The organism is Rhizobium sp. O111 (genome assembly GCF_055616315.1).
In genome coordinates, this window is sequence record NZ_JBSHXL010000001.1 from 3,018,437 (window position 1) to 3,042,103 (window position 23,667).

The following is a 23,667-nucleotide window of genomic DNA, read 5'->3' on the forward strand; positions in this document are numbered from 1 at the left end:
CTGCCTTATGTTCGAGCTGCGGCAGTCCGAGACCTTTCGAAAATGGCGGGCGCGCTTGAAAGACGAGCGCGCCAGGGCGTTGATCGCTTCACGGCTGGATAGGCTGGCTTTTGGACATGCCGGCGATGCCGCTCCGGTCGGCGACGGGATCAGCGAACTGCGGATACATTACGGACCGGGTTACCGCATCTACTTCAAGCAGGATGGCAAGACGCTCATCATTCTGCTTTGCGGTGGCGACAAAGGCAGCCAGAAGCGTGATATCGCAGAGGCAAAACGGCTGTTCAGCGAATGGAATGAGAACAATGGCTGAGAAATTCACCCACTATGATCCGGCCGATGACCTGACATCGGACGAAGCAATTGCCGTCTTCATAGAGGAAGCGTTCGAGACCGAGGACGCCGCCTATATCGCCCATGCTCTGGGCGTCGTTGCGCGCGCCAAGGGCATGACCCAGATCGCCAGTGAGACGGGGCTCTCCCGCGAGCAGCTCTATCGCTCCTTCAGCGCCGAGGGCAACCCGACGCTGAAGACGACGCTATCCGTCATGAAGGCGCTCGGCATCGGCCTGACGGCAAAAGTGGCTGCGCACGCCGATCGAGAGGCAAAGGCGGCCGTTAAACCGTAAACGCCTCGCGGAACGCCGCAAGCGCCGCCTCGGGATCACCCGAGGCAAACGCTTCCATGCCGAGCGGCCCGGCATTTGATCGGTCGGTCGCGTCAGAACATCTCGGCGCAGCCGGCGAGCTTGAAAGGCGAGCTCATGTGATCCTCCCGATCATGCATGCTGATTTCTGTTCGCAATAGAGCCGAGATCGCGGTCAACCGCAGTGCGACATCGCGTGCCATGCCGGCACATGGAATTGACGATTGTCATGAGAGGTTCACGCAGCAGGCATAACTCGAAGGGACGGCTTCTGAGAGAGGAACTGAGATGGCTGACATCACCAACGAGACTATCCACCGGGATCACGAGAACCACCCGCTGCACGGGTCGGCTTCGAAAAAGTGGTTCCTTCCGGCGATCATCCTGCTGCTTGTCGCCGGTCTCGGCTATGTCGGTTACGCGCTCGGGCGCGACCTCACCAGCGTTGCCGCTGTTCCCTGGATCATGCTCGGCCTGGCGCTCCTGATCGCGCTCGGCTTCGAGTTCGTCAACGGCTTCCACGACACCGCCAACGCCGTCGCAACCGTCATCTACACCCGCTCCATGCCGGCCGAACTCGCCGTCATCTGGTCGGGCTTCTTCAATTTCCTCGGCGTCATGATGTCGAGCGGCGCGGTCGCCTTCGGCATCCTGGCGCTGCTTCCGGTCGAGCTCATCCTGCAGGTCGGCTCCGGCTCCGGCCTCGCCATGGTCTTCGCGCTCTTGATCGCCGCCATCCTCTGGAACCTCGGCACCTGGTATCTCGGCCTGCCGTCGTCGAGCTCGCACACGCTTGTCGGCTCGATCATCGGCGTCGGTCTCGCCAACCAGTTTTTGGCGCCGGCGGGTAGCGCCACCAGCGGTGTCGACTGGTCGCAGGCGACCAATATCGGCCTGTCGCTGCTGATCTCGCCGCTGATCGGCTTCGGCCTCTCGGCCGTCTTGCTTCTGGTCATGAAGGTGCTGGTGCGCAATAAGGCGCTCTACGAGGAGCCGAAGGGCAACAACCCGCCGCCGCTCTGGATCCGCGGCCTTTTGATCTTCACCTGCACCGGCGTCAGCTTCGCCCATGGATCGAACGACGGCCAGAAGGGCATGGGCTTGATCATGCTGATCCTGATCGGCCTCGTCCCCACCGCCTTCGCGCTGAACCGCACCCCTGACGTCAACTATCTCGAAGCCTACAAGAGCGCGTCCGCCCAGGTGGAAACCGCGCTCGGCAAATATGTGAAGCCGGGTGCTGCCGCCGGCGATTTCCGCGTCGAGGTCAGCAATGCCGTGAAGAACAAGGTCTGGACCGACGCCACGCCGCCGGCGCTCCAGCAGTTCATCCACGCCACGAGCGCCGAAGTCGCTGCCTTCCCGACGCTCGAAGCCGTACCGACGCATCTGGTCAGCAACGTCCGCAACGACATCTACCTGATCGGCGAGGCCCTGAAGCTGATCGACAAGCAGAAACTGCTCGCCATGGAGCCGGCCGATCTGCAGGCGGTGAGCGCCTATCACAAGGCGGTCGACAACGCGACCAAGTTCATCCCGCTCTGGGTCAAGATCGCCGTCGCCATCGCACTCGGCCTCGGCACCATGGTCGGCTGGAAGCGCATCGTCATCACCGTCGGCGAAAAGATCGGCAAGACCCACCTGACCTATGGCCAGGGGGCAGCCGCCGAAGTCGTCGCCATGGTCACCATCGGCGCCGCCGACCATCTCGGCCTACCGGTTTCGACCACGCACGTGCTCTCGTCGGGCGTTGCCGGCACGATGGCGGCGAACGGCTCCGGCCTGCAATGGTCGACGGTGCGCAACATGCTGATGGCCTGGGTCCTGACGCTGCCCGCCTCGATCGCCATCGCCTTCGTGCTCTTCATTATCCTGCGCCAGGTGTTCTGAGGCCTGAGCTGACAAGCGCAATTGAAAAAGCCGGGAAGCCAATGCTCCCCGGCCTTTTTTTGTTTCAGCAATCCGCCGACTATCAGACGTAGCGGTTGACGACGTTTTCGAGCAGTTCCTGCTGGCCGGACTTCGGCTGCGGGTTGATGTCCTGGCTCTCGACGCGGGCTGTGATCTGCTCGAGCGAATATTCGCCGCGCAGCATCTTCTGGCTTTCGGCCGAATCCCAGCCGGCATAGCGGTTGGCGAGCGGCTGCGACAGCGCCTTGTCCTCGATCATCTTGGCGGCAGCCTTCAGACCACGGGCGCAACAATCCATGCCGCCGATGTGACCGATCAGGAGGTCGGCCGGATCGAGCGACTGGCGGCGCAGCTTGGCGTCGAAGTTGGTGCCGCCGGAGGTGAAACCGCCGCCTGCCAGAACCTGGTAGTAGGCGAGCGCCATCTCGGGAACGTTGTTCGGGAACTGGTCGGTATCCCAGCCGGACTGGTAGTCGTTGCGGTTCATGTCGATAGAGCCGAAGATGCCCAGCGCGTTTGCGAGCGCAAGCTCGTGCTCGAAGGAATGGCCGGCGAGGATCGCGTGGCCCTGCTCGATGTTGAGCTTCACTTCGTTTTCGAGGCCGTTCTTCTTCAGGAAGCCGTAGACGGTGGCGACGTCGTAGTCGTACTGGTGCTTGGTTGGCTCCTGCGGCTTCGGCTCGATCAGGATCTGGCCCTTGAAGCCGATCTTGTGCTTGTACTCGACCACGAGGTTCAGGAAGCGGCCCATCTGGTCGAGCTCGCGCTTGAGGTCGGTGTTGAGCAGCGTCTCATAGCCCTCGCGGCCGCCCCACAGAACGTAGTTCTCGCCGCCGAGCTTCATCGTGGCGTCCATGCAGGTCTTCACGGTCGCTGCAGAGAAGGCGAAGACATCGGGATCGGGATTGGTTGCCGCACCCGACATGAAGCGGCGGTTGGAGAAGAGGTTCGCCGTGCCCCAGAGCAGCTTGGTGCCGGTCGCGGCCTGCTTCTCGGCGAAGTAGTCGACGATCTCGTTGAGGTTCTTGGTGTTTTCGGCGAAATTCTTGCCCTCGGGGCGCACGTCGGCGTCGTGGAAGCAATAATAGGGTGCGCCGAGCAGCGAGAAGAATTCGAAAGCCACATCAGCCTTCAGCTTCGCAGCCTTCATCGTGTCTTCGAACCAAGGACGCAGGAACGTCTGCCCACCAAAGGGGTCACCGCCCGGCCATGTGAAGGTGTGCCAGTAGGCAACGGCAAAACGCAGATGGTCTTCCATCCGCTTGCCGAGAACGATCTCGTCCGGCTGGTAATAGCGGAAGGCCAGCGGATTGGTGCTGTCCGGGCCTTCGTATTTGATCTTCTGGATATCGCCGAAAAATCCGGTGCTCATGTTTTCCTCCTTGGGTGGTTTAAAAAGTGTCCGTTATTCCGCGTGGCCCCCTCATCCGCCTGCCGGCACCTTCTCCCCGTTGGGGAGAAGAGACTCGAGGCGGCCCTTTGCGCTAACCTCCCCTTCTCCCCAGCGGGGAGAAGGTGGCCCGAAGGGTCGGATGAGGGGGCTACAAACTCAGTTCAAGCCGATAATCGCCCTCAATGCGCCAAAGCCTTGATCGCCGGATAAAGCGCACGATACCGGCCATAAGCCTCCTCATACGCCCCGCTCAGCGCAGCAACCGGCTCGATCGTCCCATCCGTTTCCGGCGGCGTGCACACCGCGACCGGATCAGCCCCGGTCGCCGCGATCAGACCAAGCCGCGCGGCACCGAAAGCGGCGCCGAAATCGCCGTCGGCGGGCAGATCGACGGGAACGCCGAGTGCTGTGGCGATCGAGGCCAGCCAGTAGCGCGAGCGCGAGCCGCCGCCGATGGCGGTGACGCGGGCGATATCGGTGCCGGCCGAGCGCAGCGCCTCGAGATTGTCGCGGATCGCAAAGGACACGCCTTCAAGCACCGCCTGGGTCAGCACCACGCGGCTGCTCTCATGCTCGAGCCCGACGAAGGCGCCGCGGATGACGGCGTCGTTGTGCGGGGTGCGCTCGCCGGAGAGATAGGGAAGGAAGGTGACGCCCGACGGCGCCTTCAGCGTTTCGCCGAGCTCGGCGGTCAGCTCCGCCGCCGACTTTGACGTCACATGCGAATGCCAGTTCAGCGCGTCGGTGGCGGACAGGATCACGCCCATCTGGTGCCAGGTGTTGGGCAGCGCGTGGCAGAAGGCGTGAACGGCGCTCTCCGGCTTCGGCAGATAGGAACCGTTGGCGGCGAAGAGCACGCCCGACGTGCCGAGCGACACGAAGGCCGCGCCATGGCTGACCGTGCCCATGCCGCAGGCGGATGCCGCGTTGTCGCCCGCTCCGCCGGCAACGACGACGGAACCGGTGATGCCCCATTGCGAGGCGAGCTCGCCACGCAGCTTGCCGCCCTCTTCCGTGCCTTCGACCAGCGTTGGCATATGCTTTTCATCGAGACCGGTCGCGGCCAAGAGCTCGGACGACCACTTGCGCTTGCCGGTGTCGAGCCAGGAGGTGCCGGCCGAATCCGACATTTCGGAGATGTGCTCGCCGGTCAGCCACAGGCGGAGATAATCCTTCGGCAAGAGCACCTTGGCGACCTTGGCGAAAATCTCCGGCTCGTGCTTGGCGACCCAGGCAAGCTTCGGCGCGGTGAAGCCGGGGAAGACGATGTTGCCGGTGAGCTTGCGGAACTTCGGATCGGCATCGAGTGCTGCCGCCTCGAGATAGCTGCGCGTGTCGTTCCAGAGAATGCAGGGCCGCAGCACCTTGTCGTCGGCATCGAGCAGCGTTGCGCCGTGCATCTGGCCGGAAAGGCCGATGCCCCTGACGGCGGCAAGCTCCTTCGGGTGCTTCGCCTTCAGCCCAGCGATCGCCTCCTCGGTCGCCCGCACCCAGTGCGACGGCTCCTGCTCCGACCATCCGTGATGCGGACGCGACACGTCGAGCGAACCATTGGCCGAGCCGATGATCTTCTGATCGCCATCGATCAGCATGGCTTTGACGCCGGAGGTTCCGAGATCGAGACCCAGATACATGTGTTTCTCCCTTTGCCGTTACGGCAGATTGTCTTTCAGAAAGATATCGAGACGGATGCGCTCTTGCGCGTCGATGACCGAGAGCCCGTCGGCCTTCGCCTTCAACACGCGGATGGCGCTGCGCACCTCGTGGCCCGCATCCTGGTTCAAGATTGCGTCGATCGTACCGTCGAGAAGGGCCGTGCGCGTATGATCCGTCAGTTCGTGCGCAATGACGGTGAGCGCCCGGTCGACGGACTTCTCCTTCAGCGCCCGGATCAGGCCGCGATTGCCGGCGCCGAGGCTGTAGACACCGATGATGCCATCGCGCTTGGAGAGCGCATCCGAAACCAGCATATGCGCCATATCAGGGTCGTCGCGCCCCTCGATAACGGGCAGGATGGAGAGACCGGGAAACTCATCGGCCATGACGGCGACAAAACCCTCCAGCCGCTCGCGATGGTCGCGCACCAGCATGGAGCCGGCGAGAACCGCAACATCGCCGCTTGCGCCGCCGAGAAAACGGCCGAGCAACCGCGCCGCCGTACGCCCGGCCGCGATATTGTCTACGCCGGCATAGTGATGGCGCTGCGAGCCGGTGAGATCGGACACGACGGTGACGACGGGAATGCCGTCCTGCACCATCCGGTCGACCGCATCGCGGACCTCGGGCGCATCGGTCGCGACCAGCGCCACGCCGGCTGGACGCTCGCTGCGCAGCGTATCGAGTGCCGCGGCAAGGGCCGTAGGATCGAAGGCAGGAACCTCGACGGTGCGGATATCGGTGCGCTCCACCGGCGAGCGCGCAACCGCGGCCATCACCTCGGCGTTCAGCCCGTGCATGAAGGAATTGTCGCTGGCGGGAACGATGAACACGAACGAATAAGTCCGCCCCTTCGCGAGATTGGCGGCGGCGACGTCGCGCACATAACCGATCTCGCGAATGGCGGTTTCGACCTTCTCCCGCGTCACATGCCGGACGCCCGGGCGCTGGTTCAGCACCCGATCGACAGTCGCAAGGCTGACGCCCGCAGCTGCGGCAATATCGTGAACCGTAGGTCTCATCGCTCCTCCTGACGAGACCTTTAGCGCCATTTTTGATGTACGTAAATCAAATTTTTCGACGACGTGTTTTCCGTGTCGAAATGGCTGCTATTTTTCGTGATCCCTCGCGATCTCTGCTTCGAGCCTGGCTGCCGCACGCTTCAGATCACGCGGCCTGCCCGCGACGCTTTCGATCGCCGCCACCGCCACATCGCGCGCGACGTAATCCGACTTGTGGCCCATGTTATGGATCATCAGCAGCCGTGCGCCCTTGATGGCCCGAGCAAGATGGCGCGCGTGGATATCAGGCGAGACGACGCTGTCGGTGTCGCCCGAAATGATCACCGTCGGCGCATGGATGCGGCCGAAGTGCTGTGAATTGCGCTTCGTCCATTCCAGGAGATTGGCGACATCGATGGCATTGTCGCGGAACGCCTTCGGCCCAAGCGCCTGCAGCGCCCGTGTCTCCCTGATATAGCCGGGCGGCCGAGGATTGGGCGCGAAAACCGAGCGCGTGGCGCTGTCGATCATCGCAAGCCCCACCGGCGGCACGACAATGGCGCTGAACAGCGCGCCTGTCACCGGCACCTTCGCGGCATCGTAATACCAGGCAATACCACCCGGCCACGGGTAGACGGCGGGCGATAGAAAGACGAGCCCAAGCACCCGGTCGGGATGCCTGAGCGCGAAGCTCGCCGCCACCGCGCCCCCGAAGGAATGGCTGACGATGATCGCCTTCTTGATACCGCGCTGTGTCATCACGGCCGCGATGGCATCGGCCTGCCCGTCCGGAAATGCATTTTCCTGATCGCCGCGATCCGAGCGCCCGTGGCCGGGACGATCGACGAACAGGAGATCGGCGCGCCCCTCCAACAGGTCGCGAAACGAAAAGGCTGAATCGTAGAGATTGGCGCTGGCGCCGTGGATGAACACGATCGGCGGCAGATCCGGCCGCCGCGCCTTGAGATAGAGGCTGTTCATCCTGTAGCCGCCGACATCGATGCGTGCCTCGTCGGCGGACGGACTGGCGGCGAACGCATGGTTCACGGCGACGGACAGCATAAGTGTGAGGAGTGCAACGAACCTGGCGGAAGCTTTGAACATGAAGCGCGGTCGATCCCGATGATATCGCTGTACATACGCGAAAACGCCGGCTTTGGTTTCCCAAGCCGGCGCCAGAATTCGTCAAGCTGTATTGAACCGTCAGTGGCCGCCACCACCCCCGCCACCGCCTTGCGGCGGCGCCGGCTTGTCGATCAGCACGATGCCGAAGATCATTGCCACGAAAAGCCCGGTGAGGATGACGAAGATATCGCTGAACGACATCACCATCGCCTGCTTCGTCACCAGCCCGACCATCTGCTTGATCGCAACCGCCGCACCATCCATGCCATAAGTGTCGAACTTCGACGCCATGTTGTTGATCTGGTCGCTCGCCACGGGGTTGCCCCAGTCCAGATGCTCGCGGATGCGCTGGTAGTGCACGTCCTGGCGATTGGTCAGCACGGTGTTGATGACCGCGAGACCGACGGCGCCGCCGAGGTTACGCGTCAGGTTGAACAGGCCCGAAGCGCCGCGCATGCGCGCCGGCGGCATCGTGCCGAGTGCGATATTGTTGATCGGCACCATGCACATCATCAGGCCGAAGCCGCGCAGGATCTGCGGGATGAAGAGCTCGTAGAAGTCCCAATCGGTGGTCACGCCGGTCATGATCCAGGTGCCGGCGGCGAAGCTCGCAAAGCCGAGCACCATCATCATGCGCAGGTCCATCTTCGTCGACAATTTGCCCGCGATCGGCGCGGTGAAGAACATGGCGAGACCGGAAACGAACATGGTCTCGCCGATCATCAGCGAATCGTAGCCACGGATGCGTCCGAGATAGAGCGGGTAGATATAGGTCAGGCCGTAAAGACCGATACCCATGACGAACGAGAACAGCGAGCCGACCGCGAAGTTTCGGTTGCTGAAGGCTCGGAGATCAACGACGGGGAAATCCACCTTGAAGGCGCGGTAGAAGAAGATCACGCAGCCGATGGCAGATGCGATGGCGCCGAGAAGGATGTTGCGGTCGTTGAACCAGTCGTTCGAGTTGCCCTCTTCGAGCACATATTCCAGCGCGCCGAGGAAGACGCCCATCGAGACCAGGCCCCACCAGTCGAACTTCTTGAACAGCGAGAATTCCGGCTTGTCGAAATCGATGAAGTTCCAGGTGACGATCGTGACGATGATGCCGGGAATGATGTTGACGAGGAACAGCCAGTGCCAGGAGAAGGCATGGCTGAGGTAACCACCGACCGTCGGGCCGATGGTTGGCGCCAGCGTCGCGATCAGGCCGATGATCGGCGAGACGATGCTGCGCTTGGAGGGCGGGAAGATGGTGAACGCCGCGGCAAACACCGACGGGATCATGCCGCCGCCGATGAAGCCCTGGATCGCACGATAGACGATCATCTGGTCGATATTCGTCGCGGTGGCGCAAAGCGCGCTGGCAGCGGTGAAGCCTGCCGCCGAGAAGGCGAACAGATAGCGCGTCGAGATGATGCGCGCGAGCGTGCCCGACAGCGGAATCATGATGACTTCCGCGATCAGGTACGATGTCTGCACCCAGCCGATTTCATCCGTACCGGCGCTGAGGCCGGCCTGGATTTCGGCCAGCGACGCCGACACGATCTGAATATCCAGAATGGACATGAACATCCCCACCACCATCGCGAAAAACGCGATGAGCTTGCGGGGGTCCATGGTGTCGGCGGCTGCCGGCGCGGCCGGCATCGATCCTGCTGTTGTGCTCGCGGCCATCGGCCTACCTCGTCTATTACGTGGCCAGTTTACGCCCGAGGCGTCTTACTTGGCGGCATCCGGCGCCGTGCGCGTGTCGACGTCGACAACGACGCTGAGGCCGGCGCGCAGGCGACCCGTATCGAGCGCGTCCTGCGGCAGGGCGATGCGAACCGGTACGCGCTGGATGATCTTGGTGAAGTTGCCCGTCGCGTTTTCAGGCGGCAGCAGCGAGAACACCGAACCCGATGCTGGCGAAATCGATTCCACCGTGCCGACGATCGCATGATCGTCATAGGCGTCGACATGGACATTGACCTTGGAGCCCGGAACCAGATGCTGGATCTGCGTTTCCTTGAAGTTGGCGTCGATATAGAGCTGGCGGACCGGAACGAGCGCCATCAGGCGCTGGCCGGGCGAAACCAGATCGCCTTCCTGAACCGAGCGATTGCCGACGACGCCGTCATAAGGCGCCTTCAGCACCGTGAAGGACAGGTCGCGCGCGGCCTTGTCGCGGGCAAGCTCGAGCTGGCGGATCGTGCCTTCGGCTTCGCGGCGCTGCGCGTGCAGCAGCGTCACATTGGCTTCAGCCGATGCAATCGCGGCGTCACCGCCGACGAGATTGGCCTTTGCCTGGTCGAGCGCGATATTGGCGGTGTCGAGCGATGCGGTGGTGCCGACCGACTTCGCCTGCAGCTCGCTGGCGCGGGTCTGGGTGATCTGGGCGCCGCGAACGGTGGCATCGAGCGCAACCTTCTGCGCCTTGGCCTGGTCGAGGCTCGCCTCGCCGCCGGCGATCTGCGCGTCGATGCGCTGCAGCGACAGCTTCTCGGTGTCGAGCGAGGCCTGGGCCTGTTCCAGCGCCAGCTTGTAGTCGCCGTCATCGAGCGTCGCCAGCGTATCGCCGACCTTGACCTGCTGGTTGGCGACGACGTTCACCTTGGCAACGTAGCCGGTAACCTTGGGAGAGATCGTTGCGATATCGCCTTCGATATAGGCGTCATCCGTCGAGATCATGAAGCGGCCGACCGTGAACCACTGGTAGCCGAAATAGGCAGCACCCGCGAGAAGGGCGATCCCGAGGATCGGCAGCACGGGGCTGCGCTTCTTTTTCTTCTGCTCAGGTGCCGTCTCGACCGGGGCGGCCACGGTCTGCGGCGTACGCGGAGCTTCCGCGGTGACTGCTTCCTGGGCCTCACCTTCGGCAGGCTTGCTGACAATCCTGGTGACATTGGCGTTCTGGCTAGACGACATGAGAGAATACCGGTAAATCGAGTAAAACTGATCGAACTGAACGGTTCGGTTTAGTTGACATAGAGCCTTTTTACGTTCATATCAAGATGTATCGAACCACCCGGTTCGATTTTGTTAACGAAACATTCGCATGTGCGAATATGGTTAAGGAGCTATGACAGACTTTTCCGACGTGTCCGTGGAGGAATCGACATCTGCAGGAGGCAGATGGGCAGCGGGTGAAGATCCCGCAAAACGCAAACAAATTCTCGACGGCGCCCGCCGCGCGTTCATGAAGTACGGCTTCGACGCCGCCAGCATGAACGACATCACGCGCGAGGCCGGCGTTTCGAAGGGTACGCTCTACGTATACTTCGCCAACAAGGAAGAGCTGTTCGCCGCGATGATCGAGAGCGAACGCGCCGCCTTCGTTGCCGCGATGCGCACCACGCTTGCCGAGCGCGAGGACGTGGAAACCGGTCTGCATGATTTCGGCATGGATTTCATCGCCCACCTGACCGACGAAAAGGTCATCAGCGCCATGCGCACCGTGCTCGGTGTCCGCGACCGCATGCCGGCGCTCTGTCAGCGCTTCTTCAACGGCCCGGAAAACCTGCGCACCATCTTGCGCGATTATCTCGTGCGCTATGTCGAGGCGGGCAAGCTCGATATTTCCGACATCGACCTCGCCGCCGCCCAGTTCCTCGATCTCTCCAGCGGCAGCTTCTTCAAGTTCCGCCTGTTCGGCAGCATGGAGAAGCCGCCGTCGAAACAGGAAGCCGAGCGCGTCATCAATGGCGCCGTGCGCATGTTCATGGCGACCTACGGGGTCGCGAATAAGGGCTGATCTGCGCCTGAGATCCCCGGGTCAGGACCGTTCCGGGACAGGAGCGGTCCCGCCTAAACGACCTTGGCCACGGAATAAAACCCCGCCGACTTTCGTATACTCCCTTGCGCGCTTTCCAAGACATGCTTGCCAAGCAAAGACGCGCGATTACATTCGAGCGACCGCTAATGTGGCGCAAAGGGATAGACATAGATGCAAGACATCATGATGCTCGTGCAGGACCCGGCCGCCTGGGTGGCCCTCGTCACCCTGGTGGTGATGGAAGTGGTCCTCGGGATCGACAATCTCATCTTCATTTCCATTCTCACCAACAAGCTTCCACCCGAGACCCGCGAAAAGGCCCGCAAGCTCGGCATCGGCCTGGCACTGATCATGCGCCTGGCGCTGCTCGGCACCGTCGCCTGGATCGTCAAGCTGACGACGCCGGTCTTCGAAGTCTTCGGCCACGGCTTCTCGTGGAAGGACATGATCCTGATCGCCGGCGGTCTCTTCCTGCTCTGGAAGGCCACCAAGGAAATCCACCACACGGTGGACCCGGTCGACCACGAGAACGACGCAGCATCCGCTGCCGTCGTCGCCAGCTTCACCGCCGTCATCGGCCAGATCCTGGTGCTCGACCTGGTCTTCTCCGTCGACAGCATCATCACCGCCGTCGGCATGACGCCGCACCTGCCGATCATGGTGATCGCGGTTGTCGCCGCCGTCACCGTCATGCTGGTTGCCGCGACCCCGCTTGCCAACTTCATCGAGAAGAACCCGACCATCGTCATGCTGGCGCTCGGCTTCCTGATGATGATCGGCATGACGCTGATCGCCGAAGGCATGGGCTTCCACGTGCCCAAGGGCTACGTCTACGCCGCCATGGCCTTCTCGGCGCTGGTCGAGGTGCTCAACATGCTGGCCCGCAACGCCAAGAAGAAAAAGCGCGGCGGCACCAGCAAGGAAACCTTGCACTAAAAACAAAACGGGCGCGGCCACCAGGCCGCGCCCGTTTCGCATCGGAGCCATCGTTCAGAGCATGTCGCCGAGCGTCCAATGGTTCGCCCAGCGCGCATCGATCTCGTCCTCGACATTCTGGTAGCGGATATCGGTCGAAAGCCGGATCAGATGTCCAGCGCTGCGATTGGTGGTCGCGGCGTGGATCATGTAGGGGCTGTGCAGCACCACGTCGCCCGCCTCGTAATCGGCGATCAGCCAGCGCGTATCGAAGCGCTCGGCCATATCTGGCAGATCCTTCGACACCCAGCCGCCCTCGCTCATGTTCCTGTTATAGGCGCTGATCCGCTCTTCCGCGCTCAACTCAACGCTCTTCTCCGCAAACGCCTCCTCCATCCGCTTGCCGATCGCATGCGAGCCCTCGAGATAAACCAGCCCTCCCATATCGACAGGCGTATCGCCGAGCGGGATCCAGGCCGTGACGATCCGGCTCGTTCCGCCGCGCAGATAGACGAGATCGTAATGCGCCGGCGTCGCCGTCGGTGTGCCGGGGCGGGTGAAGCGCATGATCTTGCGCTTGTGCAGATAAGAGATGCCAGAAAGGAATTCGTCCATGAACCGCGTCAACCGAGGCTGCGCGCAAAACCCCTCGTAAGCCGCCGAACGCACCAGCGCCATCAGGATGCGATCGGCCAACTGCTTCTCGGGCTCGGCGCTTGACGCCAAGCCGAGCGTCGGGTCGGACCCCGCCTCGATCAGCCCGGAGCGCGCCAGATGCGAAAACACCCATCCGCGAAACGCTAGCACGTCATCCCGTTTGAGGAACCCCTTCAACCAGACATAGCCGTCCCGCTCATAGCGTTCGCGGATCGCTTCAAGCCCGATACCAGGATCCGTCGCCTCCAGCCTCCCCATGCGGTTCGGCGCGGTCGACAGGCGCTTGCCGTCGGCGAACAGCTCGATCGTGGGTACGTCACGGGATTGAACAGCAAGACTTGACATTTCGATCACCTCCCAAGCGAATACCGTGACGCTTTATCGCCCGCACCAAGGAGGAAGGCCATGGACAGAAAAACGGGCTGGACTTTTCGCTCATGAACGACGCCACGATTGCGCTCTATCGCTCGCCTCCATCAGGCGCCACGAGCTTGGCCGTCACAGGCTTCGGCCGCCAGCGCGTCACCAGCCGGCTCAAGAACCGCAGGCTACCGACGCATGCCGTCGTGATGGTGGAACGCGGGCATGGATGGCTGCAGAGCGACAAGGCGGGAACGGTCGAGATACCGGGCCCGGCGCTCTTCTGGCTTCCTGCTGGAACGGTACACGGCTACGGCCCCGATCCGGGCGAAAGCTGGGACGAGCGCTGGGCGCTGTTTTCAGGCACCCTCGCCGACGAATGGCTCCGCCAGCGCCTGATCGACGAGGCAGCGCCAGTGGTGCCGCTCGAAAACCCGCGCGAGATGCGACACCTCTTCACCACGCTGCAGGACGAATTCGCCGAAGACAATCCGCTCGGCCTCGCCGCATCGGCCGCGACGCTCTATCGGATCGTCGTCGAGGCCGCGCGACAGGCATCCCGCGCGACGGCAGGCGCCAAGACGGATGCAACGATCGAAAAGGTAGTGGAAGCGCTGGAGCAGCGGTCGTTCGAGCCGGTCGACATGACCGCCCTCGCCTCGGAATTTGGCCTGTCGCCGGCAACGCTGCGGCGCCGCTTCGCGGCCGCGACCGGGCTTTCGCCCAAGGCCTTCCAGCTGCGCCTGCGCATCGACCATGCCAAGCAGCTGCTGACGACGTCGGACCTCGCGATCGAGGCGATCTCGCGCGCGATCGGCCTCGACGACGCCTTTTATTTCTCACGGCTGTTCCAGGATCGCGAACGGTGCTCGCCGAGCGAATTTCGTCGCCGGCACCGTCGCGCCTGATCAGATCAGCCGGCTGCCAGTTCCTTGTCGATCGCCTGCACCAGCCGCTGGTCGTCGGCGGTCACATCGGGCGCGAAGCGGGCGACGACCTTGCCGTCGCGGCCGATCAGGAACTTCTCGAAATTCCAGAGAACGCCGGTGTCGCCCTCGACGGCGAGACCAAAGCCGCTCAGCTTTTCGCGCATCTGCCCTTCGCCCGTGCTCGGCAGGTCCAGCCCCGTCAGCAGCTTGTAAAGCGGATGCTGATCGTCGCCCTTCACCGAGATCTTCGAGAAGATCGGGAATTTGACGTCGTAGGTCAGCGTGCAGAATTCGACGATCTCCGCATCGGTGCCCGGCTCCTGGCCCTTGAAGTTGTTGGCCGGGAAGGCGGCGATGACCAAGCCGCGTTCGCGCTTGTCCTCGTAGAGCTTCTCCAGCCCTTCATACTGCGCCGTCAGCCCGCATTTCGAGGCGACGTTGACGACAAGCACGACCTTGCCCTTGTATTCGTTCAATGTGGTCTCGCGCCCATCGGCAAGCTTTACCGGCACGCTCAAAACATCGGTCATCATCAATCTCCAATATGAAATACCGCCGCGGAAGCTATACCCGTACTCAGGTTTGTCCAGCGCGGAAAATCGCCCGCTGGCAAAATCGCCCAAACCATCTAATTTTGAGGGGAAGGGCGCGGGTGCCAGCTGGGGGATCGGGCGGGGATGATCGGGATGTCTCGAGAAGTGTTTTTGGCAGCCTTTATCTGCGCCTGCCTGATCGCAGCTTCGATAGGCACCATGCTCAGCTATCACAAGCTGCCGAGCCACCACCGGCAGGAAGAGACCAATGCCGTCGTCCGGCTGGTCGCCAACATCTTCGTGGTCATGACCTCGCTGGTCTTCAGTCTGATGATCAACTCGGCGAAGAACACCTTCGAAGGCATCGACAGCAACGTCCACAGCTTCGCCACCGAGATCATCCTCTTCGACCAGACGCTTCGAACCTACGGGCTGGAGGCCAATCCGACCAAGGCGCGGCTTTTCACCTATGTCGAAATCGCGCTCGGCAACGTGCCCCCATCCAGCGACCCGCTAGTTAAAGGCGACCCGGCGGCCGAGTTCGCCTTGAACGAGGTTGGAAACAGCCTTGCCCTTCTCACCCCTGATGATCCCGGCCATATCGCGCTCTTGAACAATGCGCGCCAGCAGTACCAGCGCATCGTCGAGCAGCGCTGGGTTCTCGTCGAGCAGTCGGAAGGCGTTATCCCAAGACCGCTGATCGCCATGCTGGCGACATGGCTGATCCTGATCTTCGCGAGCTTCGGCTACCGCGCGCCGAAAAACATCATCGTCGTCTCGATGTTCGTCATCGCCGCCTTCCTGATCTCCGCTTCGATCTATCTGGTGCTAGACATGGACATTCCCTTCAACGGCCTCATCCAGATTTCCGACCTGCCGCTGCGCCGGGCGCTGGCCGAACTTCAGCGCTGACGAAAACGAAATGCGGAACCATATCGGCGCTTGATCGGTTTGGTCCGTATGAAGAGCACAGAAAAGAAAGCCCGCCGCGGCATGACGCGGTTCGTCGCCATCATCTTCACCGTCGCCGTGGTCATGGCCGTGGTCTATTATTTCGGCTTCACGCCCGGATCGGCCTGATTACTTAGCCGGCTTGAAGGTCCACTTCACGATATAGTCGCCGTTGCGCTTGGTCTTGATCTTCGTCTTGACCCTGACGGGACCACCGATGGCCGCCTCCGCCGCCTCGAAAGCCTGGCGCGCCTGCGCCATGGCGTCGTGATAGCTGGAGTTATCGCGTCGCGGGCTGTCTGCGATCGCTTTCAGGAGCGCGAGCGTATCGGGTGCCTTGTCATCTGGACGCTTGCTGCTAGCTGCGCCCTTGCGCGTCTCATTGCCCATGCTCACTCCTCGGCGGCGCCGTCCGCCCATCAGCGTCCATATACCGGCCGCGACCGAAATCTCAATGCGAACTGCCCCAGGTGCTGCATGTCCTCGCGAATTTTGCACGCCCTAAGCCATTGAAGTACATCGCGCGCGGCACAGTTATCCGCGAAGGTCGGGAAATCTCCCGGCATCCGATCCAGTTCCCGGAAACGCATGACAACACAGCAGATTCTCGCCTTCGGCGTCATTGGCCTGATGATGGCGGTCTTCATCTGGGACCGCTTTCGCTACGATCTCGTCGCCTGCTGCGCGCTGGTGCTGGCGATCGCCGTCGGCCTCGTGCCTTTCGACAAGGCCTTCTCCGGCTTCAGCGACGATATCGTCATCATCGTAGGCAGCGCGCTCGTCGTCAGCGCCGGCGTCGCCCGCTCGGGCATCGTCGATACCGCGATCAAGCGCTTCTTCCCCAATCTCGACACGCTGCACACCCAGCTCGCGCTGCTGCTCATCGTCGTCGCCGTGCTCTCCGCCTTCATCAAGAACATCGGCGCGCTGGCGATCATGATCCCGGTCGCCTTCCAGTTCGCCCGCAAAAGCGGCAAGTCGCCCTCGCTCTACCTGATGCCGATGAGCTTCGCGGCCCTGCTCGGTGGTCTGATGACGCAGATCGGCACCTCGCCCAACATCGTCGTCTCGCGCCTGCGCGGCGAGATCACCGGCACGCCCTTCACCATGTTCGACTTCACCCCCGTCGGCGCCACGCTGGCGCTGGTTGGCGTCGTCTTCCTGATCTTCTTCCACTGGCTGGTCCCTGAGCGAAAGAATGAGAACCCCTCGCTCGAGGAAGCGCTCGACGCCAAGGCCTACTTCTCCGAAGCAACGGTGGCCGAGGAATCGACCGTCGAGGGCAAGCCGCTCAGCGATCTCCTAAAGCTCGGCGACGGCGACGCCGTGGCGACCGCCATCCTGCGTGGCCACACCCGCCTCTCGCCCTTCCCCGATGTGGAACTCAAGAACGGCGACACGCTGCTGCTCGAGGGAAGCCCAGACGCGCTCGACCGCATCGTCTCCAATGCCAAGCTCAAACTCTCCGGCAAGCCGATCGCCGATCCCGCCGAGCGCAACGACCTCATCTCGATCGAGGCGATCGTTGCGTCGGAATCACAGCTGGTCGGTTGGTCGGCGCGGCAGCTTTCGCTCTCGAACCGCCGCAGCGTCAATCTTCTCGCCGTCTCCCGCAAGGGCCACCGGCTGAACGAGCGCCTGAGCGAAGTCCGTCTGCGCGCCGGCGACGTGCTGGTGCTGCAGGGCAACCGCCGCAACCTGCCTGCCTTCCTGCAGGAATTCGCGTGCCTGCCGCTTGCCCAGCGCGACATCATGCTCGGCACCTCGCGCCGTGCCTATCTGCCGCTTCTGATCCTGCTCGCCGCCATGGCCGCCACCGCCACCGGCGTCGTGCCCGTCGCGACGTCCTTCTTCTGCGCGGCGCTCGCCATGGTCGTCTTCCGCGTCATTCCGCTGGTCGATGTCTACAAGGCGCTCGACGCCCCGATCCTGATCATGCTTGCGACACTGATCCCGGTCTCCGATACGCTCCGGACCACGGGAGGAAGCGAACTGATTGCCGGCTGGCTCGGCCATCTGGCGGCGCAGATGCCGCATTACGGCGCGCTGGCGCTGATCCTGATCACCGCCATGGCCGTCACGCCTTTCCTCAACAACGCCGCCACCGTGCTCGTCATGGCGCCTATTGCCGCGAGCTTCGCCCAGACGCTTGGCTACAAGCCCGACGCCTTCTTGATGGCGGTGGCGATCGGCGCCGGTTGCGATTTCCTGACCCCGATCGGCCACCAGTGCAACACGCTGGTCTTCGGCCCCGGCGGCTATCGCTTCAGCGATTACCCCCGCCTCGGCCTGCCGCTCTCCTTCCTGATCATCCTCGTCAGCGTGCCGCTGCTGCTCTGGGTCTGGCCGGTAACTTAAGAAGGCACCTGAGGGATGCCGCCGACGCCACGCGGGCGGCATTTTCCTTGACGTGTGCAGCCGAATATGGCCTTAAAGCCAGCCAAACGGACAATTGGCCGGGCAAGCGGGCGAAATGCCCTTTTCCGGCCGGTTTCCTGATCCAGTTATCTGCATTCTTCAGGCCGAGCGTTGCTTTCCCTCAGAAAGCCGTCCGGCATTTATTTGACGGGCACATAAAATGACAGCTTCCGGCGTCCGCGTCCGCATTGCTCCCTCGCCAACCGGCGAGCCGCATGTCGGCACCGCATACATCGCACTCTTCAACTATCTCTTCGCCAAGAAGCACGGCGGCGAGTTCATCCTGCGTATCGAAGACACCGATGCCACGCGCTCGACGCCCGAATTCGAAACCAAGGTGCTCGACGCGCTGAAGTGGTGCGGCCTGGAATGGTCGGAAGGCCCCGATATCGGCGGCCCCTACGGCCCCTACCGCCAGTCCGACCGCAAGGAGATGTACCAGCCCTACGCCCAGGAACTGCTGGACAAGGGCCACGCTTTCCGCTGCTTCTGCACGCCCGAGCGCCTGACCGAAATGCGCGAGGCACAGCGCGCCTCCGGCAAGCCGCCGAAGTATGACGGTCTCTGCCTGAAGTATTCCGCCGAGGAAGTCTCCGCGAAGCTCGCATCCGGCGAAAGCTCCGTTATCCGCATGAAGATCCCGACCGAGGGTTCCTGCGACTTCACCGACGGCGTCTATGGCGACGTCTCGATCCCGTGGGATTCGGTCGACATGCAGGTCCTGATCAAGGGCGACGGCATGCCGACCTATCACATGGCAAACGTCATCGACGACCATCTGATGAAGATCACCCACGTCGCGCGCGGCGAGGAGTGGCTGGCATCGGTGCCCAAGCACATCCTGCTCTATCGCTATTTCGAGTGGGACCAGCCTGTCTTCATGCATCTCTCGCTGATGAGAAATGCCGACAAGTCGAAGCTGTCGAAGCGCAAGAACCCGACCTCGATCAGCTATTACTCCGCGCTCGGCTATATCCCGGAAGCGCTTATGAACTTCCTCGGCCTGTTCTTCGTGCAGATCGCCGAAGGCGAGGAACTGCTCGACATTGAGGAACTGGCTGGCAAGTTCGACCCGGAAAACCTCTCCAAGGCCGGCGCCATCTTCGACATCCAGAAGCTCGACTGGCTGAACGGCCGGTGGATCCGCGAGAAGATGTCAGAAGAAGAGTTCCAGAGCCGCGTTCTCACCTGGGCGATGGAAAACGATCGCCTGAAGGCCGGCATAGCTCTGTCGCAGTCGCGCATCTCCAAGCTCGGCGAACTGCCGGAGCTGATGGGCTTCCTCCTGAAGTCGGACCTCAACCTCGATCCGTCCGCCTTCGCCAAGATCAAGTCGCCACCGGAAGAGATCCTCGAGATCCTGAACACGGTGCAGCCGGATCTCGAAAAGATTCTCGAGTGGAACGTCGAATCCATCGAAGCCGAACTGCGCGCCATCGGCGACCGCATGGGCAAGAAGCTCAAGGTCATCGTTGCCCCGCTCTTCGTCGCCGTCTCCGGCTCGTCGCGCTCGCTGCCGCTGTTTGACTCAATGGCCATCCTCGGCCGCTCGGTCGTCCGCCAGCGCCTGAAACTGGCCGCCCAGGCCGTGGCCTCGCTGGTGGGACCGAAGTAATTTGACAAGAAAGTGCCGGCGTTAACGTCGGCATTCTGAAGTACCCCCCTCTGCCCTGCCGGGCATCTCCCCCACAAGTGGGGAGATCGACCAGCGGTCCGGCCTACGCCAAACAATGAGCGCAGGCGATCGGGTGAGCCCAGCCAATCTCCCCCCTTGTGGGGGAGATGTCCGGCAGGACAGAGGGGGGTAACCGCAACGAACACAGCCCGAAAAAGGCACATGACATGACCGACAAGACCGAAACCGCCACCCTCTCCTCCGACGCGACTGAGGTTCGCGCCCAGAAGCTGAAGCTGCTGCGCGAAAAGATCGGCGACGTCTATCCGGCGCATTTCCACCGCACCATCACCAATGCCGAGCTGGCCGAGAAGTACAAGGATCTGGAATCCGACATCGAGACGACTGATGTCGTCACGGTTGCCGGCCGTGTCTATTCCTCGCGCAACTCCGGCATGTTCATGGATATCCATGACGCCGGCGGCAAGATCCAGATCTTCAGCCACAAGGACGTGACGCCCGAGGCCGCCCGCGAGATGCTCGCGATGATCGACATCGGCGACATCATCGGCGTGACCGGCACCGTGCGCCGCACCAAGCGCGGCGAGCTGTCGATCAACGCGCAAGAGATCACCATGCTCACCAAGTCGCTCCTCCCCATGCCGGAGAAGTGGAACGGCATTGCCGATATCGAGATCCGCTACCGCAAGCGCCACCTCGACATCATGAGCAACGACGAATCCAAGCTCCGCTTCCAGCAGCGCTCGAAGATTCTCTCCGGCATCCGCCGCTTCATGGAAGACGACGGCTTCATGGAAGTCGAGACGCCGATGCTGCACTCCGTCTATGGCGGCGCCACCGCCGATCCGTTCAAGACGCACCACAACACGCTGAAGCAGGACATGTACCTGCGCATCGCGCCGGAACTCTTCCTGAAGCGCACGCTGGTGTCGGGCCTCACCGACAAGGTCTTCGAGATCAACCGCAACTTCCGCAACGAAGGCGTCTCCACAAGGCACAATCCCGAGTTCACCATGATGGAGTGCTACTGGGCCTATGCCGACTACGAGGACATCATGGACCTCGTCGAGCGCCTGTTCGAGAAGCTGGCGTTGCAGGTGCATGGCACGACCGAATTCCCCTTCGGCGATAAGCAGATCTCCTTCAAGGGCCCGTTCAAGCGCGTCCCCATGCCTGACGCCGTCAAGGAAGCGACCGGCATCGACTTCCTCGCCATGAAGACCGACGAGGAAGCCCGCACGGCCGCCAAGGCCGCCGGCTTCGAAGTCGAGAAGGACTGGACCTGGGGCGAATGCCTGGCCTTCATCTTCGAGGAGAAGGTCGAAGGCACGCTGATCCAGCCGAGCCACGTCACCCACTTCCCGAAGGACATCTCGCCCTTCGCCAAGGAAGTGCCGGGCGAGCCGCGCCTCGTCGAGCGTTTCGAGACCTATTGCAACGCCTGGGAACTGGGCAATGCCTTCTCGGAACTCAACGATCCGGAAGAGCAGCGCCGCCGCATGGTCGAGCAGCTCGAGCAGGCGCATGCCCGCGGCGAGAAGGACAAGCAGCTGGACGACGAATTCCTCGACGCCATCGACCAGGGCATGCCGCCCGCAGGTGGTCTGGGCATCGGCGTCGACCGCCTGACCATGCTGCTCACCAACGCCCCCTCCATCCGCGACGTCATCCTCTTCCCGGCCCGCAAGGCCAAGGCTGACTAAGGCTGGTTACCGACACAAGAAAAGGCGGCCGCCCGAAGGGGTTGGCCGCCTTTTTTGTTTGTGCTTCCGCTAACGAGATACCGTCGAGCCGACGCGTTGTTCGTCGTTGTCAGACGGGAAGGCACCGCTGACCAATCAACCAATCAATGCCCGCCTGAAGGCGCCGCCGCCGGGGCTGCCTCACCTTCGGCCGGTGCAGCGCCGTGGCCTCCCTCGGCCGGCTTCGCGCCTTCGCCCTTCGCAGCCGGCTTGCCCTCGCCGCCCTCGGTCGCGGCAACCGCGATCGGGTCGATACAGTCGGACACGTCCTTGAAGGATGCGTTGAGCGTGGTGATCTCATCCTCGGGCAAGTCGACGCGTTCGCCGAAGAACAGGCCGTTGGCCGCCGCCGTGCCGTCGTAGTAGCGAGCGGTGTAGGTCTTGTTGCCCTCGATGCTTTCGACGATCGGATCGGGATGCGGGATATAGACGACGTCGGCGCCGATCGCCCGACCGCGAATATCCGAGCGCAGCGTCGGGCCGTTGGCGTCGAGAACCACGACCTGCACCAGATCCGGCTTCTGCGCCTCGTAGACGGCTTTCGCTACCCTCAGCGCCGTCTTGACGCGGGTCATGCCGTCGGTCGGTTCGGTCTTGATGTACTTGCGGATCCAGACCCGCTTCTGCTTCTTGATGGTGACCAGATTGACGTCGGTGCACGCAGCGCCGTTCACGGTCTCCGCGGGAGGACCGAGCAGGGTGTCCTTGCCGATATACAGTGCTGCGCCGCCGGAAACGCCCCCGAGAAGGGCAATTCCGCCGATGATCAGCACCAATTTCCGGGAAGGCCGGAAGATGCGCAGTAAGGCCTTCACGCCAACTGCTCCGCCATCAAGTCACTCCAACGCAATAAACTGGTGTGGACGCTAGAGAAATGACGTTTCGGAATACTTAAATGCGGGCAAGAAGTTTGTGCCACAAAGAGACTTATCCCAAAAAAGGTCCAGCATGGTGCACGCTTGCAATGGCCTCGGGCGCCATGCTCTAAGATGCCATGGCCTTCACGCTTCGCCAGATTCAATACTTCATCGCAGTGGCCGAGCAGGGCTCGATCACGCGGGCCGCGCAGAACCTGTCGATCTCGCAATCCTCGGTTACGGAAGCGCTGAAGGAGCTGGAGACCGACCTCGGCGTCGAGCTCTTCGACCGCCATCCGCGCGGGCTGACGATCACCCATAACGGCCACCAGTTCCTGCGCCATGCCACCAAGATCCTGGCCAGCGTCTCCGACGCCCGCGCCAGCTTTTCTAACAACAGCAACCAGCCCTCGGGCACCCTCAACATCGGCGTCACCTCGCTGGTCGCGGGCTACGTGCTCTCCGACCTGCTCGCCCGCTATCGCCGCGCCTGCCCCGGCGTCGAGGTCTCGGCGATCGAGGACAATGGCGGCTATCTCGAACATCTGCTTGTCGGCGGCGAGCTCGATGTCGCCGTCATGGTGATCTCCAACCTGCGCGACCGCATGGCATTGCAGGCCGAGATCCTGGAAACCTCGCCCTATCGCCTCTGGCTGCCCATGGGCCACCCGCTTGTGTCCGCCGACATCATCTCGATCGCCGACATCGCCCGCGAACCGCTGATCATGCTGACCGTCGACGAAATCGAGGAGAACACCGGCAAGCTCCTCTCGGCGCTCGGAGCCCGCCCGCACGTCGCCTTCCGCACCCGCTCCGTCGAGGCCGTGCGCAGCCTGGTCGCGACCGGCGCGGGTGTCGCGCTGCTCCCCGATCTCGTCTACCGCCCCTGGTCGCTGGAAGGCGACCGCATCGAAAGCCGCGATGTCTCGGGCTCCCTTCCAATCGTGCAGGTCGGCATGGTCTGGCGCAAGGGTTCCAGCCTGCCGCAAGCCGCAAGGGATTTCGTGGGCATTGCCGAGGCCATGCGCTCAGGACGACCGCGCTAAACCTGAGCGCACGCAACCACCTATCGGAAATTCCGATATCGCCATTCTGATAAATGAATTTGCGAAAGCGGCTTTTTCGCGTCACCTTTTCTGCCGGGAACAAAACGCCACGAAGTGGCACCAAAACCGGGAGACA

21 protein-coding genes and 1 pseudogene are annotated in these 23,667 nt (G+C 62.6%); 11 read left to right on the forward strand and 11 right to left on the reverse strand.

What is annotated here, in order from left to right:
- The first annotated feature begins 7 nt into the window (after positions 1-7).
- The 3 genes from ACVTFQ_RS15200 to ACVTFQ_RS15210 all read left to right on the forward strand — a co-directional run bounded on the left by ACVTFQ_RS15200 (position 8) and on the right by ACVTFQ_RS15210 (position 2,537).
- Positions 8-313, forward strand: a complete 306-nt coding sequence (locus ACVTFQ_RS15200) for a type II toxin-antitoxin system RelE/ParE family toxin (protein WP_111564926.1) — start codon at positions 8-10, stop codon at positions 311-313.
- Positions 306-629: an addiction module antidote protein gene (locus ACVTFQ_RS15205; protein WP_047509714.1), complete on the forward strand. Its 324-nt coding sequence runs from the start codon at positions 306-308 to the stop codon at positions 627-629. Before ACVTFQ_RS15200 ends, ACVTFQ_RS15205 begins: the two co-directional genes overlap by 8 nt.
- Positions 630-935: 306 nt before the next feature.
- Entirely contained in the window at positions 936-2,537 is a 1,602-nt protein-coding gene (locus ACVTFQ_RS15210; RefSeq protein WP_470423908.1) for an inorganic phosphate transporter, read from the forward strand.
- 82 nt (positions 2,538-2,619) lie between these two features.
- On the opposite strand, the gene xylA is transcribed toward ACVTFQ_RS15210, so the two are convergent.
- From xylA to ACVTFQ_RS15245, 7 genes and pseudogenes are all read right to left on the reverse strand, one after another.
- Positions 2,620-3,930 carry a xylose isomerase gene (xylA, locus tag ACVTFQ_RS15215; protein ID WP_047509719.1) on the reverse strand — a complete coding sequence of 437 codons (1,311 nt, stop codon included), beginning with the start codon at positions 3,928-3,930 and terminating at the stop codon, positions 2,620-2,622.
- Positions 3,931-3,974: 44 nt separating this feature from the next.
- Positions 3,975-4,100, reverse strand: a pseudogene (locus ACVTFQ_RS15220) (endonuclease domain-containing protein); the annotation flags it as partial.
- A 30-nt stretch (positions 4,101-4,130) separates the two neighbouring features.
- The gene (xylB, locus tag ACVTFQ_RS15225) at positions 4,131-5,585 is read right to left on the reverse strand and encodes a xylulokinase (protein ID WP_111564927.1); all 1,455 of its coding nucleotides are present in this window, start codon (positions 5,583-5,585) and stop codon (positions 4,131-4,133) included.
- Positions 5,586-5,603: 18 nt separating this feature from the next.
- Positions 5,604-6,629, reverse strand: coding sequence for a LacI family DNA-binding transcriptional regulator (locus tag ACVTFQ_RS15230; RefSeq protein WP_111564928.1), 1,026 nt, complete (start codon positions 6,627-6,629; stop codon positions 5,604-5,606).
- Between the two features lie 87 nt (positions 6,630-6,716).
- Positions 6,717-7,712, reverse strand: coding sequence for an alpha/beta fold hydrolase (locus tag ACVTFQ_RS15235; RefSeq protein ID WP_111564929.1), 996 nt, complete (start codon positions 7,710-7,712; stop codon positions 6,717-6,719).
- Positions 7,713-7,811: 99 nt separating this feature from the next.
- Entirely contained in the window at positions 7,812-9,407 is a 1,596-nt protein-coding gene (locus ACVTFQ_RS15240; RefSeq protein WP_111564930.1) for a DHA2 family efflux MFS transporter permease subunit, read from the reverse strand.
- 45 nt (positions 9,408-9,452) lie between these two features.
- On the reverse strand, positions 9,453-10,640 hold the full coding sequence (locus ACVTFQ_RS15245; protein ID WP_111564931.1) for an HlyD family secretion protein: 1,188 nt from the start codon (positions 10,638-10,640) through the stop codon (positions 9,453-9,455).
- 154 nt (positions 10,641-10,794) lie between these two features.
- Here ACVTFQ_RS15245 and ACVTFQ_RS15250 point away from each other — a divergent pair, with 154 nt between their 5' ends.
- Together ACVTFQ_RS15250 and ACVTFQ_RS15255 are read left to right on the forward strand one after the other, a co-directional pair.
- Positions 10,795-11,466 (forward strand): TetR/AcrR family transcriptional regulator, encoded by a 672-nt coding sequence (locus ACVTFQ_RS15250; RefSeq protein WP_111564932.1) that lies wholly within the window; start codon positions 10,795-10,797, stop codon positions 11,464-11,466.
- Positions 11,467-11,658: 192 nt separating this feature from the next.
- Positions 11,659-12,423, forward strand: coding sequence for a TerC family protein (locus ACVTFQ_RS15255; RefSeq protein ID WP_111564933.1), 765 nt, complete (start codon positions 11,659-11,661; stop codon positions 12,421-12,423).
- Positions 12,424-12,477: 54 nt separating this feature from the next.
- Here ACVTFQ_RS15255 and ACVTFQ_RS15260 read toward each other — a convergent pair whose 3' ends face one another.
- Complete coding sequence (locus ACVTFQ_RS15260) at positions 12,478-13,404, reverse strand: phytanoyl-CoA dioxygenase family protein (RefSeq protein ID WP_111564934.1); 927 nt, start codon at positions 13,402-13,404, stop codon at positions 12,478-12,480.
- Between the two features lie 92 nt (positions 13,405-13,496).
- On the opposite strand from ACVTFQ_RS15260, the gene ACVTFQ_RS15265 reads away from it, so the two are divergent.
- Entirely contained in the window at positions 13,497-14,327 is an 831-nt protein-coding gene (locus tag ACVTFQ_RS15265) for a helix-turn-helix domain-containing protein (protein ID WP_111564935.1), read from the forward strand.
- A 5-nt stretch (positions 14,328-14,332) separates the two neighbouring features.
- Here ACVTFQ_RS15265 and ACVTFQ_RS15270 read toward each other — a convergent pair whose 3' ends face one another.
- A complete protein-coding gene (locus ACVTFQ_RS15270) occupies positions 14,333-14,881 on the reverse strand; it encodes a glutathione peroxidase (RefSeq protein WP_111564936.1) in 549 nt (182 codons plus the stop codon).
- A gap of 153 nt (positions 14,882-15,034) precedes the next feature.
- Between ACVTFQ_RS15270 and ACVTFQ_RS15275 the strand changes: the two genes are divergently transcribed.
- Positions 15,035-15,793, forward strand: coding sequence for a bestrophin-like domain (locus ACVTFQ_RS15275; protein WP_111564960.1), 759 nt, complete (start codon positions 15,035-15,037; stop codon positions 15,791-15,793).
- A gap of 168 nt (positions 15,794-15,961) precedes the next feature.
- On the opposite strand, the gene ACVTFQ_RS15280 is transcribed toward ACVTFQ_RS15275, so the two are convergent.
- On the reverse strand, positions 15,962-16,222 hold the full coding sequence (locus ACVTFQ_RS15280) for a hypothetical protein (RefSeq protein ID WP_181459349.1): 261 nt from the start codon (positions 16,220-16,222) through the stop codon (positions 15,962-15,964).
- Positions 16,223-16,420: 198 nt separating this feature from the next.
- Between ACVTFQ_RS15280 and ACVTFQ_RS15285 the strand changes: the two genes are divergently transcribed.
- The 3 genes from ACVTFQ_RS15285 to lysS all read left to right on the forward strand — a co-directional run bounded on the left by ACVTFQ_RS15285 (position 16,421) and on the right by lysS (position 21,589).
- A complete protein-coding gene (locus ACVTFQ_RS15285) occupies positions 16,421-18,190 on the forward strand; it encodes an SLC13 family permease (protein WP_111564937.1) in 1,770 nt (589 codons plus the stop codon).
- Between the two features lie 220 nt (positions 18,191-18,410).
- A complete protein-coding gene (gene gltX, locus ACVTFQ_RS15290; RefSeq protein WP_111564938.1) occupies positions 18,411-19,865 on the forward strand; it encodes a glutamate--tRNA ligase in 1,455 nt (484 codons plus the stop codon).
- A gap of 227 nt (positions 19,866-20,092) precedes the next feature.
- Complete coding sequence (gene lysS, locus ACVTFQ_RS15295; protein WP_111564940.1) at positions 20,093-21,589, forward strand: lysine--tRNA ligase; 1,497 nt, start codon at positions 20,093-20,095, stop codon at positions 21,587-21,589.
- Between the two features lie 143 nt (positions 21,590-21,732).
- Here lysS and ACVTFQ_RS15300 read toward each other — a convergent pair whose 3' ends face one another.
- Positions 21,733-22,443 (reverse strand): hypothetical protein, encoded by a 711-nt coding sequence (locus ACVTFQ_RS15300; RefSeq protein ID WP_111564941.1) that lies wholly within the window; start codon positions 22,441-22,443, stop codon positions 21,733-21,735.
- 179 nt (positions 22,444-22,622) lie between these two features.
- Here ACVTFQ_RS15300 and ACVTFQ_RS15305 point away from each other — a divergent pair, with 179 nt between their 5' ends.
- A complete protein-coding gene (locus tag ACVTFQ_RS15305; RefSeq protein ID WP_470423909.1) occupies positions 22,623-23,531 on the forward strand; it encodes a LysR family transcriptional regulator in 909 nt (302 codons plus the stop codon).
- The last annotated feature ends 136 nt before the right edge of the window (positions 23,532-23,667 follow it).